The organism is Vibrio sp. YYF0003, assembly GCF_036350715.1.
GTDB lineage: Bacteria > Pseudomonadota > Gammaproteobacteria > Enterobacterales > Vibrionaceae > Vibrio > Vibrio natriegens.
Window position 1 is genome coordinate 197,915 of the sequence record NZ_JAZDWA010000002.1, and the last position, 14,375, is coordinate 212,289.

At 43.2% G+C, this 14,375-nt stretch carries 15 protein-coding genes; 13 read left to right on the top strand and 2 right to left on the bottom strand.

The features are described 5' to 3' along the window. Positions 1-430 precede the first annotated feature (430 nt). The 5 genes from rlmKL (at position 431) to rmf (ending at position 6,782) form a co-directional block, all read left to right on the top strand. Positions 431-2,554: a bifunctional 23S rRNA (guanine(2069)-N(7))-methyltransferase RlmK/23S rRNA (guanine(2445)-N(2))-methyltransferase RlmL gene (rlmKL, locus tag V1U08_RS07365; RefSeq protein ID WP_330470317.1), complete on the top strand. Its 2,124-nt coding sequence runs from the start codon at positions 431-433 to the stop codon at positions 2,552-2,554. A 14-nt stretch (positions 2,555-2,568) separates the two neighbouring features. Beyond that, positions 2,569-2,811 (top strand): glutaredoxin family protein, encoded by a 243-nt coding sequence (locus V1U08_RS07370; protein WP_014231884.1) that lies wholly within the window; start codon positions 2,569-2,571, stop codon positions 2,809-2,811. Continuing rightward, on the top strand, positions 2,789-4,708 hold the full coding sequence (locus tag V1U08_RS07375) for an ABC transporter ATP-binding protein (protein WP_014231883.1): 1,920 nt from the start codon (positions 2,789-2,791) through the stop codon (positions 4,706-4,708). Before V1U08_RS07370 ends, V1U08_RS07375 begins: the two co-directional genes overlap by 23 nt. Positions 4,709-4,715: 7 nt before the next feature. Then, positions 4,716-6,437: a DUF3466 family protein gene (locus V1U08_RS07380; RefSeq protein ID WP_330470318.1), complete on the top strand. Its 1,722-nt coding sequence runs from the start codon at positions 4,716-4,718 to the stop codon at positions 6,435-6,437. A gap of 171 nt (positions 6,438-6,608) precedes the next feature. Continuing rightward, on the top strand, positions 6,609-6,782 hold the full coding sequence (gene rmf / locus V1U08_RS07385) for a ribosome modulation factor (protein WP_014231881.1): 174 nt from the start codon (positions 6,609-6,611) through the stop codon (positions 6,780-6,782). 169 nt (positions 6,783-6,951) lie between these two features. Here rmf and fabA read toward each other — a convergent pair whose 3' ends face one another. After that, positions 6,952-7,470, bottom strand: coding sequence for a bifunctional 3-hydroxydecanoyl-ACP dehydratase/trans-2-decenoyl-ACP isomerase (gene fabA / locus V1U08_RS07390; RefSeq protein ID WP_014231880.1), 519 nt, complete (start codon positions 7,468-7,470; stop codon positions 6,952-6,954). Positions 7,471-7,540: 70 nt separating this feature from the next. Then, positions 7,541-9,181, bottom strand: coding sequence for a Lon protease family protein (locus V1U08_RS07395; RefSeq protein ID WP_330470319.1), 1,641 nt, complete (start codon positions 9,179-9,181; stop codon positions 7,541-7,543). Positions 9,182-9,392: 211 nt separating this feature from the next. Here V1U08_RS07395 and matP point away from each other — a divergent pair, with 211 nt between their 5' ends. The 8 genes from matP (at position 9,393) to V1U08_RS07435 (ending at position 14,353) form a co-directional block, all read left to right on the top strand. Continuing rightward, on the top strand, positions 9,393-9,842 hold the full coding sequence (matP, locus tag V1U08_RS07400; RefSeq protein WP_014231878.1) for a macrodomain Ter protein MatP: 450 nt from the start codon (positions 9,393-9,395) through the stop codon (positions 9,840-9,842). A 10-nt stretch (positions 9,843-9,852) separates the two neighbouring features. Beyond that, the gene (locus V1U08_RS07405; protein ID WP_065296848.1) at positions 9,853-10,164 is read left to right on the top strand and encodes a DUF3634 family protein; all 312 of its coding nucleotides are present in this window, start codon (positions 9,853-9,855) and stop codon (positions 10,162-10,164) included. Between the two features lie 120 nt (positions 10,165-10,284). Then, a complete protein-coding gene (locus tag V1U08_RS07410; RefSeq protein WP_020333300.1) occupies positions 10,285-10,605 on the top strand; it encodes a hypothetical protein in 321 nt (106 codons plus the stop codon). A gap of 120 nt (positions 10,606-10,725) precedes the next feature. Then, on the top strand, positions 10,726-11,295 hold the full coding sequence (locus V1U08_RS07415; protein ID WP_330470320.1) for a DUF2726 domain-containing protein: 570 nt from the start codon (positions 10,726-10,728) through the stop codon (positions 11,293-11,295). A 411-nt stretch (positions 11,296-11,706) separates the two neighbouring features. Next, positions 11,707-12,183, top strand: a complete 477-nt coding sequence (locus tag V1U08_RS07420; RefSeq protein ID WP_330470321.1) for a GNAT family N-acetyltransferase — start codon at positions 11,707-11,709, stop codon at positions 12,181-12,183. Between the two features lie 108 nt (positions 12,184-12,291). Next, positions 12,292-12,762: a GNAT family N-acetyltransferase gene (locus V1U08_RS07425; protein ID WP_330470322.1), complete on the top strand. Its 471-nt coding sequence runs from the start codon at positions 12,292-12,294 to the stop codon at positions 12,760-12,762. A gap of 9 nt (positions 12,763-12,771) precedes the next feature. Then, a complete protein-coding gene (locus V1U08_RS07430; RefSeq protein ID WP_014231871.1) occupies positions 12,772-13,149 on the top strand; it encodes a PH domain-containing protein in 378 nt (125 codons plus the stop codon). Positions 13,150-13,498: 349 nt separating this feature from the next. Continuing rightward, entirely contained in the window at positions 13,499-14,353 is an 855-nt protein-coding gene (locus tag V1U08_RS07435; protein ID WP_330470323.1) for a hypothetical protein, read from the top strand. Positions 14,354-14,375 lie beyond the last annotated feature (22 nt).

The following is a 14,375-nucleotide window of genomic DNA, read 5'->3' on the forward strand; positions in this document are numbered from 1 at the left end:
TATCCGAACACTTCACTCTTTTCACATAAATACCTCTGCAACTGTACATTTTTCGCGCACTTAATCATGAGGTAGGTCACTTTTATTCCACTTTCTTTAACTTAGTTTCTCTTAATGTTAGGCAACTCGGCGCTTAACATTTACCTATTTATTCCCCTATATCAGAAAAATGTAATTAAATAACAACCATATTTTAGTTTTGGTATAGACCAAAATTGATGTAAATAAGTATTCACTATCTCTGTGTGAATAGCATCTTGGTTAAAAGGAGGACGACGTGAAAGTTGATTAAAATGCAAAATGTAGGAACTTTCAGATCACTTAACTGGTGAGTGTTTGTGCTAACGGAAGGGAAAATACCTTTAAAAACGAGGCATTGATCGTAAAGTCAGGTATAATTGAAGCCATTTTTTATCAGCGAAAGAACACTATGAATCAATATCTCGCGGTAACTTCAAATGGCATGGAAAATTTGCTTGTTGAAGAACTGACTAAACTAGGCATCGAAAATGCGAAACCAGTACAGGCAGGCGTAAAATTTAAAGCGACAAACGAACAAGTTTATCGCTGTTGTTTGTGGAGCCGTTTGGCGTCTCGATTTGTACGTGTTTTATCTGAATTCACCTGTAACGATGATATGGACTTGTACCTTTCTACAATGGCCATTAACTGGGTGAACCAATTCCATAGTTCAAAGCGTTTCGTTGTTGACTTTAACGGCACAAACCGTGAAATCCGCAATAGCCAATACGGTGCGATGAAAGTAAAAGATGGCATCGTTGATTGCTTTGAAAAGAAAGGATTACCTCGTCCAAACATCAGCAAAGAGCGTCCGGATATCCGTGTTCACGTTCGCTTGCACAAAGACAAAGCACTGCTTGGTGTGGATATGGTGGGTAGTGGACTTCATCAGCGTGGCTACCGTCCGGAATCAGGCCGTGCACCTCTTCGTGAAACATTAGCTTCTGCGATCATCATGCGTTGTGGTTGGGATGGCCATCAGCCTTTACTCGACCCAATGTGTGGTTCAGGCACGCTACTTATCGAAGCCGCGATGATGGCAGCCAATATGGCGCCTGGTGTTAAGCGTAAGCAATGGGGCTTTGAATCGCTAGAAGACTTCGAGCCTGAGCTGTGGGCAGAGATTAAATCTGAGGCCAATGTTCAGGCACGTCGTGGTGTCAAAAAAGTTGACGCAAAGTTTTTCGGCTTTGATAACGACCCTAAGGTATTGAAAGTCGCCCAAGATAACGCTCGCAGAGCAGGTGTTGAAGAGCTGATCGAATTTGCACAAGGTGACGCGGCAACCATCACTCGTCCAGCAGGGTTTGAGCATGGCGTTATTGTTTCTAACCCTCCATATGGTGAGCGTTTAGGTACAGAGCCTGGCTTGATTGCGCTATACACCGCATTTGGTGGGCAGCTTAAATCTGAGTTCGGTGGCTGCAAAGCGTCGATTTTCTCTAGCTCTGATGAATTGCTTAGCTGCCTTCGCATGCGTGCGGATAAACAGTTCAAGTTAAACAATGGTGCGTTACAGTGTCACCAGAAGAATTACAGTATTGCAGAACGCAGTGTTGATGAAGTGAAAGGCGCGGATACCAATGTACAAATCGCACCTGACTTCTCTAACCGCCTGAAGAAGAACATGGGTAAGATTGGTAAGTGGGCTCGTAATGAAGAGCTAGACTGCTACCGAATCTACGATGCCGATCTTCCTGAATACAATGTCGCGATTGATGTATATGGCGATCAAATCGTTATTCAAGAGTACGCTGCACCTAAGAACATCCCAGAAGAAAAAGCCAAACGTCGTTTAACCGACATCATCCGTGCAACTATTCAGGTAACGGGTGTGGAAGCGAACAAAGTTGTACTTAAAGTTCGTGAGAAGCAAAAAGGCCGTAATCAATACCAGAAACTGGGACAAGTCTCTGAAACGTTGGAAGTTCATGAGTATGGTGTGAAGCTGATCGTAAATCTTCACGACTATCTTGATACGGGTCTTTTCCTTGATCATAAAATCACTCGTCGTCGCATCGGTGAAATGGCAAAAGGGAAAGATTTCTTAAACCTGTTTGCTTATACAGGTAGCGCTACGGTTCACGCAGCCGTCGGTGGTGCTCGTTCAACCACGACGGTTGATATGTCTAACACCTACCTGAACTGGGCGAAAGACAATATGCAGCTTAACGGTTGTGTAGGGCGCCAGCATCGCTATGAGCAAGCGGATTGTCTGCAGTGGTTAGAAAATGCAAAGGGCGAGTACGATCTTATCTTTATTGATCCACCGACGTTCTCGAACTCTAAGCGTATGGAAACGTCGTTCGATGTTCAACGTGACCACATTAAATTGATGAAAAATTTGAAGCGTCTGCTGAGAAGTGAAGGCACTATCGTGTTCTCAAACAACAAGCGTCATTTCAAGATGGATGAAGAAGCGTTGGCTGAATTGGGTCTGAAGGCTCAAAACATCTCTTCTCAAACGCTACCGCTGGATTTTGCTCGTAACAAACACATTCATAACTGCTGGTTGGTTACACACGCAGAGTAAAAAAGGATTTTGAAGTGCTGACATTGTATAGCACAGAGGGTTGCCATCTTTGTGAGATGGCATTCTCTCTAATAACTGAGGTCGGTCTGGCGGAACAGACTGATATCGTCGACATAGCGTTCGATGATGAACTATTTTCTCGTTACGGCGTCACGATACCCGTACTCAAATATCAAGATTCTGAGCTGAACTGGCCGTTTGACTCAGAGCAACTTACAAATTGGTTGGAAAATAATGGCATTACTTACCATTCATAATGCGCAGTTGGCATTTGGCGATCATCCGTTACTCGACCATGCAGAATTTGCCTTACAAGAAAACGAACGAGTGTGTTTAGTTGGGCGAAATGGTGCCGGTAAGTCCACGTTGATGAAAGTGCTTGCTGGCGACATTGTACTGGATGACGGAAAAATCCAGATCACTCAAGACGTCGTCGTCTCTCGTTTAGAGCAAGATCCACCACGTAACCAGGAAGGCACCGTTTACGAATACGTATCGGGCGGCTTAGCCGAAGTCGGTGAACAGCTAAAGATCTATCACGATCTTCTAGATCTTGTCGCTCAGGACCCAAGTGAAAAGCACATTAATCGCTTATCTAAGGTTCAGGAGCAACTTGATCATTCCAATGCATGGCGCTTTGATGATCGCGTTAACAATGTTTTAAGTGCGCTGAAACTGAGCCCGGAAACAAAGCTGACGGATTTATCTGGTGGTTGGCAGCGTAAAGCAGCACTGGCGCGTGCACTTGTGTGTGATCCTGATGTACTGCTTCTGGACGAACCAACTAACCACCTTGATGTAACAACTATCGAGTGGCTAGAGAACTTCCTGAAAGACTTTAAAGGTTCGATCATCTTTATTTCTCACGACCGTGCTTTCATTAAGTCGATGGCAACACGCATCGTGGATCTCGACCGAGGTCAGCTTGCTTCATTTCCGGGTGATTACGAAGGCTACCTGACAGAAAAAGAAGAGATGCTTCGTGTTGAAGATATGCAGAATGCAGAATTCGACAAGAAACTTGCTCAAGAAGAGGTATGGATTCGTCAGGGCATTAAAGCACGTCGTACTCGTAATGAAGGCCGTGTGCGCGCACTGAAGAAACTTCGTGAAGAGCGCCGTGACCGCCGCGATGTGCAGGGTAAAGTTAATCTGAATATCGATGATGCCTCTCGCTCCGGTAAAATTGTCTTTGAAGCTGAAAACGTATCCTTTGCTTATGAAGGCAAAAAAATTGTTGATAACTTCAGCTTCAATATTATGCGTGGCGATCGAATCGCACTAATTGGTCCAAACGGCTGCGGTAAGAGTACGGTACTTAAGTTACTTTTAGGCCAGTTAGAAGCACAGTCAGGACGTCTGCATTGTGGTACTAAGCTTGAAGTTGCATACTTTGACCAGTACCGTGAGGTATTAGACCCAGAGAAATCTGTGATTGATAACCTGGCTGATGGTAAGCAAGAAGTTATGGTTGGTGGTCGTCAGCGCCATGCTCTGAGTTACCTGCAAGATTTCTTATTTGCACCAAAACGAGCAAGAACACCAGTTAAAGCGCTTTCCGGCGGTGAAAAAAACCGACTATTATTAGCGCGTATCTTGCTGAAACCAAACAACTTACTTATTCTTGACGAACCAACCAACGATTTGGATATCGAAACGTTGGAACTTTTAGAAGAAATGCTTGCCAACTATCAGGGTACGTTACTGTTAGTAAGCCACGACCGTGAGTTTGTTGATAATACGGTGACAACAAGTTGGATCTTCGAAGGAAATGGAGTCATCGAAGAATTTGTTGGTGGTTATCACGATGCAAGACAGCAACGTGAGCAGGTACTGGCCGCTCGTCAGTCGGCTGAAAAAGCAGCGAGTAAAGAAAAAGTGGTTGAGGAAACTCCCAAAACACCTCAGCCTAAGAACAACTCGAAGAAATTATCATATAAGCTGCAAAGAGAACTAGAAGCTCTTCCAGCTAAACTAGAACAATTAGAGTCGGATATTGAGACGCTGCAAGAACAAGTGAATGATCCGGAATTTTTCGCTAAATCTGTAGAACAAACTCAACCGGTATTGGAACAGCTTGCTGCTCTTGAGCAGGAGTTGGAAATCGCATTCGAGAGATGGGAAGAACTCGAAGCAATGCAACAGGATAGTTAAGAATTCAATGAATTGTAGTCACAAATTCAAACTAACCGCCATCGCGATGATGGTAGGTTCATCAATGAGTGCAAACGCTGCATTGTATCAAGTTATCGAAGTTTCACCTGAAGATCATGGTTCCAACGGTGACTATCAAAGCGCTTATGGTGTCGCGATTCAGCAAGGTGATGTTGAGGACGCCTCTACAGGCTCTCCATTTGCTCTAGGGTGTTTTGATTCAACAGCAAACTGTACAGAAGATCAATTTAAGCTGGCCCTAGAGAGCCGTACAACGCCATTATCGGCAGGTCAGGCTGTAGACGGTATTAGCTACCGAGAAGAAGTACCATTTGGAATGGACTCTCGATTTGCTTACGTAGACGATCGTGATGATTTTGAAAGTTACTGTTATTACAACCTTGGCTACAACACCTGCGAGACATGGTCTGCGGTAAACATTGTGCCTTGGGAGAACGAACGCTACAAAGACTTTACCTCAAATGCTTTGGCATTTGTCGAAGATGATAGCGCGGCGTACACAAATGAGTACAACAACGTTATCAATAGCTTAACGTCAACCGGTGAAGCAGTTGGTAACCAAAGTGTAATCAGTGCAGATGATTCATCTACGCTGGAAACGCGTAATACAGTGGTTGCTCCGGTTACTCCAAATATCGTTACCGAAGAAGATCAAGCGGCTGTTGTTGAAAGCCATGCGTGGAAAACTGATGGTACTTTCACATCGGGTAGTGTTTCGCGTACAGCAAGCAACAATAATGGTACTCACCATACCTCTAAAGCTGCTATCTGGGACCAGAACGGTAATGTTTCAGAGCTATCGTGGCCAAGTAATACGTCAAGCGACAACAATCGTCTGGCACAAGGTAGCATGCGTGATTTCATCGTTGAAGGAACGACTGTCTATGGCGTTGGTTACAACACATATTCTGACAACAACTACATGAACGCGACCGTGTTTGTGGGCACGCTAGAGTCTGAAACATCGATCGAAAACGTTACTTGGTCGAACAAAGTGGTAACTGGCGCACGTCAGAGAGAAGACGGTGATACCATTCACTCGAACTCACGTCTGACAGCCGTTAACTCAAACTTTGTTGGTATCGGTGAGGCAAAACGCAGTATCCCGACGGCGGGTGCTTATCCTAATCGTTTGTTTATCGTACCTGATGTTCGTTCTGACTCACTAAGCGCAGTGTACCCAACTTCTGGCATCTTCTTTAATGGTGCTGGCGGTAAAATGGGTGGCATCAACGCTTACAACGAAATTGTTGGCCAGATAGACGCTGACTCTACGCGTGAAGATGACGGTAAACCACGTCGTAAGCGCGGATTCATTTTCCCATATAGCGCAGACGGTGCAGCAAGCGAACGTGCTGAATCACTATTCGGTGGTAAGGCATGGCTTCTAGATTCACTGACTAACGGTGGTGACTACTCTGACGCGAACAACCAGTTCCGTATCATCGATGCAACAGACATTAACGATGCAGGTGTGATATCAGCTACTGCATTGAAGTGTTCTGGCGGCTATAACTCTGCAGCGCACAATGCTTCTTGTGATGTTACTGAAGAAGTCGTTGCGGTTAAACTAATGCCTATTCCTGATCAAACACAGGACGACATCGTTTCTCGAAACGTGGAAGAAGAAAGTGCGACACGCGAAGGTGCCGGACTTGGTTGGTTAGCTTTGACCATGCTTGGCTTGTTTGGGTTCCGTAGAAAATAGTTAAAAAATTTTAATACAAGCACAGACTCACAGATTTGAGTCTGTGCTTTTTTTATGCCTTGAGAAAATTCCAAAGTTGATCGATTCTTGTAGTTGGAGTCATAAAAACTCCATTAAAGTTTCACAAAAACAGAAGCAATTTTTCAAATGGATCTGTATGAGGAATTACCTATGAAGAGACAAAAGCGTGATCGCCTAGAACGAGCTCAATCTCAAGGCTATAAAGCTGGGTTGAATGGAAGGTCCCAAGAGGCTTGCCCATATCAACAAGTTGATGCTCGGTCGTATTGGTTAGGTGGTTGGCGTGATGCCAGAGATGAAAAAAACTCTGGTCTCTATAAATAATAACTCCCACATACAATAGAAGGATTTGAAAGGGCTCTTAAAAGAGCCTTTTCTGCATTCTGAGCAAAAGAAAATTGACAGGGATGGGTATCGCGAAGTGCAACAAAAAGCATGAGATACAAAAAAGGCTCCATCCGGAGCCCTTTAAGAAATAGCAGAAAATCTTAGCTTAGAAGCTAGAAGTGTCCTGGAACAAACCAACTTTAAGATCTTTCGCTACGTAGATTTCTTTACCGTCTACTAATACACGGCCATCCGCTAGACCCATAACAAGCTTACGGTTTACGACGCGCTTCATGTGGATTTCGTAGGTTACTTTTTTCGCTGTTGGCAGGATCTGACCTGTGAATTTCACTTCACCTACACCCAGAGCACGGCCTTTACCTTCACCGCCAATCCAGCCTAGGTAGAAGCCAACAAGCTGCCACATAGCATCTAGGCCAAGACAACCTGGCATTACCGGGTCACCAGGGAAGTGGCAATCAAAGAACCAAAGATCTGGAGTAATATCCAATTCCGCTAGAATTAAGCCTTTACCAAAGTCACCTTCCGTTTCTGACATTTTGGTAATACGATCCATCATAAGCATGTTTGGCGCAGGTAGTTGTGGGCGACCTGGGCCGAAAAGCTCACCTTGGCTCGAAGCTAGAAGATCATCACGATTATAAGAATCACGTTTGTTTTGCATTATCAATCACTCCAATTTTTGACAGATGCATCTTAGTGAACACGTGTACGCTAAACAACTCCGATCAGTACTAAACAAACCAGTTTTTGATACGCTGCACAAATCCTTCCGTGTGTTCATGTCTTTCAAAGTTTTCAATACGTTCAGCAATTTTTCCAATAATGCTGTCGTCTTCGCCACGGAATGGTTTACCCATCAAGATAGGAATGGCTTCATCGACAGTCGATACTGACCAAATGTTGAACTCTCCATTCTGAATGCTTTCTATGACGCTTTTATGTAAGGCTAAGTGTTTAAGATTCGTCTCAGGTAGAATCACACCCTGACGCCCGGTAAAGCCTTGATGCTTACAAACCTGATAGAAGCCTTCGATTTTTTCATTCAGACCACCAACGGCTTGCACCCGACCAAATTGGTCCACAGCACCCGTGACGGCGATCTGTTGGTCCACCGCACATTCAGACAGTGCACTTACTAAACAGCATAGTTCAGCAAGCGAGGCGCTATCACCATCAACTTCACTATAAGACTGTTCAAACACAATAGAAGCGGCGTAGGGTAATGGTTCATCAAAGTTTAGCGCAGAACTCAAAAACGCCTGCATGATCATCATACCTTTGGCGTGTAAGTTGCCGCCGAGTTCAGCTTTGCGCTCAACGTCCGAGACATCACCGTCACCAAAGTGAATCACACAGGAAATACGCGCAGGCTCGCCATAAGACACCGGGTGACCCGCCATATCAATAACCGTTAAGCCATTAATCTGACCAACTTGCTCACCGGTTGTTTCAATGATCACCTGACCATCAAGTATGTCGTATACGGCACGTTGCGGTAGGTAAGATTCACGGTAGTATTTATCGTCAATCGCATTGTCTATCGCCTTGAAGTCAATCACTTCTGAATCACAGTGTTGGCTGGCAAGGGTTAAAAGCTGACAATGCCACATTACTCCGAGGGGAAGATAATGCTGGTCTTCCATTTCACGCATACCAGCGAGCATAAGTCTTCGATAAGCGTCTTTATCCAAACTTGGCAGGTTGTACTCCGCACACACCCAATTCACAAAACCCAGATAGGAAGATAAATTGTCCTGAGATAAGTGGATGTCTTCTTCAACCTCGGTATACATACAAAGGCCTGATGAGAAATCCTCATCGACATATTCAAGTTCTGCTAACTGGCTTCTGTCACCCGTTACAATGAGCTTTACGTCGTATGTGTTTGAAGTAACGGCAGGCACTGCAACGCGCGTAGGGCTCATGTTCATTGCAGCAAATGGTTGCTTTTGAATGGCCGCTTTAATACTTGGCCAGTAGCCAGGGTTTGCCAGAATCAAATTGGCAGGAACCATGAGGTAACCGCCATCCGCTTGAGCAATGAGTCCCTGTTCTAACGTCACTTCGCCATTCTCAGCGATACTGTAACGATCAAACAAATGTTTCGCGTCGAGCGATTCGGTTGTCACCACTGGCGAAGATGCACTTTGTTCGACCGCCTTACTGATAAATCCACGGTATATTGAATTATCAACGCAATTAATCAGTAGGATACGGGTAAGGCCACCAAGTTTTGTGAAGCGAGAGATTGTGGCGGACATTCGAGGTTGTAGATCAACAAATGTCTTCTTTGGTAATGTCGAAGCGGACTTCAATAATGCTTCGTATTCATCGAACGAAGGCGTAACGTCTTGCCAGTTAAGTTGGTTCATTAAAATTCATCATCATTTAATTTGGCGCCATTATAGCGAAACCGCCAATAACTCCCTAGTCCCAATTTCTACAATAACAATACAGTACCTATTAGCTTGCTTAAGACTTAGACAAATGAGTGATCAGCATCGATACTTCTTAGAGATTTGTTTGCTGATCTTAAATAACTGGGTTACGCTGTCACTAGGTGAGAAATATGGGTCGGAAAGGATGAAATATCAGCAACTTGAAAATTTGGAATGTGGGTGGAAGTGGAACTATCTGATCAAGAAATGGAAAGATGGAGAGGCGATAACGCGTCACATTGACTCCAGTGAAGCAGATGCCGCAGTCGCTGAGCTACGACGTCTTGAGCACGAACCTACACAAGTACTGGCATGGATAGATAACCACATGTCAGAAGAGCTTGAGAATAAGCTAAAGCAAGCAATTCGTGCAAAACGCAAACGCCATTTCAATGCTGAACAAGTTCATACTAAGAAGAAGTCCATCGATTTGGATTACCGGGTTTGGGAAAAGCTGTCCAGCCGAGCGAACGAACTAGGCTGTACACTTTCTGACGCGATTGAGTATCTGCTTTCCGAAGCGTCAAGAAGTGAAAAAGCAAGCCAGAAGGTAACGTCAATTAAAGAAGACTTAAGTAAGCTGCTATCCAGTTAAGGAGTATTAAATGTTATACGTAATATTGATTGCTGCTGTTGTTATCTTTTGGCTGATTGCTGTTGACCGACCAGTGCTTAAGGTGTCGTTTGACGATGGCCATATCACGAAAGTAAAAGGCCACATGCCGCCGTCTTTTAAACACAACTTAGAAGACATTAGCGAACATAGCCCGTTCACTGGAGAGATGAAAGTTTATAATCAGCGTACCGGTATGCGATTGGTCTTTTCTAAAGCGGTACCGAAGAAAACCCAACAACGAATTCGAAATGTTTTCCCTCATCAAGGCTTTAAAACAGCCAAAGGCAAAAAGCGCGCTTAGTCTACATATCAATTACTTCTTCACGTTAAATGGGGCGCAAAATAGCGTCCCATTTTTGTATTTAAAACGTAGAAAACTAACATAACCCCAAATCTATCAATTGTTTATATGGGGTTCTTTATGCGCTACGTTGTCACGTTATTAGCCTTTGTACTTTTTAGCTCTCCGACGTTTGCGGATGATTCACAAACCAATCCGGTAGCGAAAAAGATTAAAAATAAACTTCAGCGAAAAGTCACTAAACAGTTCGATGATTATCAGGGCTATTGCGATGTCATGATAGAAATGGAACACAAGGGAAGTAAAGCATCCATTAAGCGAGTATCAGGGACAGGTGACCGGGTTGTGTGTCGATACGTGAAATCCAATTTAAAAATCGGTCAGCGCTTTAGATACAAGGTTCCTGAGAAGTATATCCGACTCCACATTACGACGAACTAGCCAGTGATTTGAATGAAATGTTAGTGACACTCTCACTCTTTCTGAGCCGCCCTTAATGGCATTCAAGTTCTTATCGAGCAATGATTTTTTTAATTTCGTTTTAGTAAAAGGATTTATAGAGTGTTTGAAATCGTTATAGTAATTATTTTATTCCTAGTGTTGATTGTTTTCTCGTCCAAGAAAGCAAGCAAGAAACAACGCAAAGAGCAGGTTAAGCCTTTTATTGGTTCAGCTAGCAGTAGTGCTATGGATGCACCTCAAACCAAATGCATGAGTGTTCCACACAAAAAGCATGCCTACCTAAGCTCTAAGACCGAGCGAAACTTCTATAATGTTCTACAAGAAATATTACCTTCGGACTACGTCATACATTGTCAGGTTTCATTGATGGCGCTAGTACAGCCGATTAACTTTAAGGATAATTCTCGAACCTGGGCTAAGCGTATGGATTACGTCATTACAGACAGAAATACCAAGGTTCTCGCGGTTATAGAATTGGATGATTCATCCCACAGACAGAAAAGGCGTCAAGAACGCGACCACTATGTGAATTCAGCTTTAGAAGGGCATCACAAGTTGATCAGGTTTGATGCTATTGGCAAATATAACCCAATAGATGTTGCTAAAGTCATCGAAAGAGAGACGGACATAAAGTGTAATTCCTTAATGGGTCTAGCTCAGCCTAGCTAATTTGTCGTGTTCAGTAAAAAACAAAACGGAATCATTATGTGCTGGCTCTAAAGCTTAACAGCAATAATGAAAGCGTATAAGAAACCTTGCGACATACTTCGTAACCCTAAAAATGACGGTTTACACAAGGTGCCAGCTGCTCATAACATAGACAAGTCGATTGGTCTCGACTGGCTTACACATTTGAGTCGTATTGACTACTCAAATATGAAGCCAACACTAAAGCCGAACCTTAGCGATGGGGTTCGGCTTTTAGTTTTGGAGCTGATTATCAAAAAGCACCAAATGAAATGCGTGACTGTCTTGATGAGTCTCAAACGGTTTATAAACGCGAAGTTTGTGACGAATGCTAGCAAGCTGTATTATTCTACCTGTTGATTAACGATAACGCTTTGGATTTTCTGGGGAAGTATGAAGTTAACCGAGTTTAAACAATCCCATTTTAAACAGCTGGTGGAATGGATTAAGACCGATGAGTTGAATTACTTATGGGGCGGACCAGCATACACTTTTCCATTGACTCAAACACAAATCAAACGACACTGTGCTCAAGCTGAAGTGCACCCTTATCTTGTCACCATGAACAATGGCCATGTCGGATTTATCGAACTGTACAAAGTAACAGAAGATCATTATCGGATCTGTCGCGTTTTTATAAGCGAAGAGTTTCGTGGGCAAGGGCTCGCAAAGAAGATGATGACGCTAGTGATTGATAAGGCAAGAAATGATTTGTCTGCCGAAATACTGAGTTTAGCGGTCTTTGAACATAATACGGCGGCCAGGAAATGTTATGAATCTCTGGGTTTTAAGACGTTAACGGTTGAATCCGGTACCAGATACTTTAACGGCGAGTCGTGGAAGCTGTTACGCATGGAAAAACAATTTTAGTGTCTTTCGACTGCCATGCGCTCATCTCAAGCTTGGGCTTGCCCATAGAGTATTACCATTAGCCATTCACTATCTACCTTAAGAACCTGACCAATCACGGAGCGAGAAATGGAATTTGTTCCCGTAAACATCGAACAGCAATTAGATTTATGTATAGCCTTTCGTAGAGATGCTTATGCCGTCAGTTATGGCAGTCTTGATGGCTTTAATACTGAAGAGACGACAGCGTGGTTTGAGAGATTAGCGTCTTTGCCGGACGCTGGTTTTTATCATGCAATCAAGAACGATGAAACCATTGGTCAAATCGAGTTTAGGAAAGACTTGATTGACGATGAAGGCGTAAAATATGGCTATATAAACCTTTTTTACTTAAAACCGGAGTTTCGTGGCCAAGGTTTGGGTAGCGAGTTGCAAGACTTCATATTTTCACAATTAAAATCTGCCAAATGCCAGTATGTCCAGTTAAGGTATTTACCAGCCAATAGCCAAGGTGTTGCGTTCTATCGTAAACATGGCTGGAAAGACGTTGGTGAGATGGATACACGAGGGCAACTGGCTCAAAAACGCATACCTGAATAGGAGATAGTCATGATCGATTTTGAAAACTCATCGGTGTTTAAGCTAAAACCGATTGAAGAATCGAAGGTGAGAGAAGATTTCTACAAGTTTCTGATTGATGGCGAAGAAATCATTGCCGCTTTCAAAAGCATCCGCGATCAAGTGGTTTTCACCAACAAACGAGTTATTGCTGCGAACGTTCAGGGGATTACTGGCTCAAAAGTGGACTATACATCGTTGCCGTATAGCAAGGTAAACGCGTTCTCTGTTGAAACGTCCGGCACATTGGATCTGGATTGTGAGATCGAGCTTTACCTCAGCGAGGTTGGTAAAGTGCTGTTTGAGATTAAAGGATCTTTTGATCTGGTCACTTTTAATAAACACATCAGCCAATGTGTGATGGGCTAACAAGCCAGCTTTATAGATTCACTACGCACGGCATTTTGGATAGGCCACGAAAAGTGCTTGTTATAGCTGGTGGCGTACAAGATAAAAGTAGGGCGTATGGAGCATTGTAAACAAAAAGCGAGTAGGGAGCCGATACCGTGGGCATGTCGATTGACCTCGACTGGCTTCAACATCCATATAGTGTTTTCTCTTTCAGGCACGAAGCCAAAAACAAAGCCGAACCTTAGCGATGGGGTTCGGCTTTTTATTTAGTTCAAGTATTAACATTCCAAGTTCGTTCATTACTATTTCGCACGCCCGAAGTGTATAAATGTTATAAAGGACTAAACAGGTTGGGAGAGTTGATGCAATGAATTTTGGATTTTTTAATAACAAAAATAGCTATAAAACAAATGAAATTAAAATAACTCCACTCGAGTCTATCCATGAAACTCTAAAGTGGCTACAAACAGATGCTCCAACTAGCCATGGCTATATATATCCAGCACTAGAAAGCCAACAAAAGTTTCACTTTGAGAGGGATGCTAGTTCTGTTGCGTTACCACAACGCTATATAAAAACCATCGCAACGCATAGGTTAGAATTTACCCAAAGCAACCAGACAGACGAGAAAGCTAGATTTATTATCTTAGGTTTGGGGTTTTTTAATGGTCAGTACCTAACTCCAGAAGGCCAATATCAACTTACACGCATGCCTTACGAAGAAGCAATACAGACGGGAGTTTACCTAGCCGGTGCTGATTATGTCCGTTGCTTGGAATTGTTAAGTATGTTTTATGATAAAAATCCATGCATACGCAAGCAAATGTTTACAGTAATGCACTGGTTTTTATGTAGTCAATACTACATTTTCGAGTGGGATATATTTGATGCGCAATATAAGGTATTAGATGGTCTTTACAAACTTTGTGAGAGTTCAGATAAATATACCAAGCATTCTGAAAGGCCGAAGTTTTTAGTTGATAAATACGATACTACAGTTCCAGAGTGGATAAAATCAGGGACGTTGGCAAGGGTTAGGAATGATTATTCTCATGAGGCTTTATACTGTAAGTCTCCGGTAGGTTATTGTTTTTCAGATAATTTACATACTGAGCTCAAAAAGCTTAACACCAAACTCATCGCCGCTGCGCTTGGTGCCAAATCAGATTACTTGAAATTGGGTTGTGATCGTCGACAAACGTCCGTATGGAATCTGCAGTAATTGATACTTTTCATTTATTAAA

Bases quoted from the DNA above. Each gene is read 5' to 3' on its own strand.
- V1U08_RS07410 (WP_020333300.1), top strand. From the start codon at position 10,285: ATGCGCTACGTTGTCACGTTATTAGCCTTTGTACTTTTTAGCTCTCCG.
- rlmKL (WP_330470317.1), top strand. From the start codon at position 431: ATGAATCAATATCTCGCGGTAACTTCAAATGGCATGGAAAATTTGCTT.
- V1U08_RS07425 (WP_330470322.1), top strand. From the start codon at position 12,292: ATGGAATTTGTTCCCGTAAACATCGAACAGCAATTAGATTTATGTATA.
- V1U08_RS07420 (WP_330470321.1), top strand. From the start codon at position 11,707: ATGAAGTTAACCGAGTTTAAACAATCCCATTTTAAACAGCTGGTGGAA.
- fabA (WP_014231880.1), bottom strand. From the start codon at position 7,470: ATGCAAAACAAACGTGATTCTTATAATCGTGATGATCTTCTAGCTTCG.
- V1U08_RS07375 (WP_014231883.1), top strand. From the start codon at position 2,789: ATGGCATTACTTACCATTCATAATGCGCAGTTGGCATTTGGCGATCAT.
- matP (WP_014231878.1), top strand. From the start codon at position 9,393: ATGAAATATCAGCAACTTGAAAATTTGGAATGTGGGTGGAAGTGGAAC.
- V1U08_RS07430 (WP_014231871.1), top strand. From the start codon at position 12,772: ATGATCGATTTTGAAAACTCATCGGTGTTTAAGCTAAAACCGATTGAA.
- V1U08_RS07435 (WP_330470323.1), top strand. From the start codon at position 13,499: ATGAATTTTGGATTTTTTAATAACAAAAATAGCTATAAAACAAATGAA.
- V1U08_RS07405 (WP_065296848.1), top strand. From the start codon at position 9,853: ATGTTATACGTAATATTGATTGCTGCTGTTGTTATCTTTTGGCTGATT.
- V1U08_RS07395 (WP_330470319.1), bottom strand. From the start codon at position 9,181: ATGAACCAACTTAACTGGCAAGACGTTACGCCTTCGTTCGATGAATAC.
- V1U08_RS07380 (WP_330470318.1), top strand. From the start codon at position 4,716: ATGAATTGTAGTCACAAATTCAAACTAACCGCCATCGCGATGATGGTA.
- rmf (WP_014231881.1), top strand. From the start codon at position 6,609: ATGAAGAGACAAAAGCGTGATCGCCTAGAACGAGCTCAATCTCAAGGC.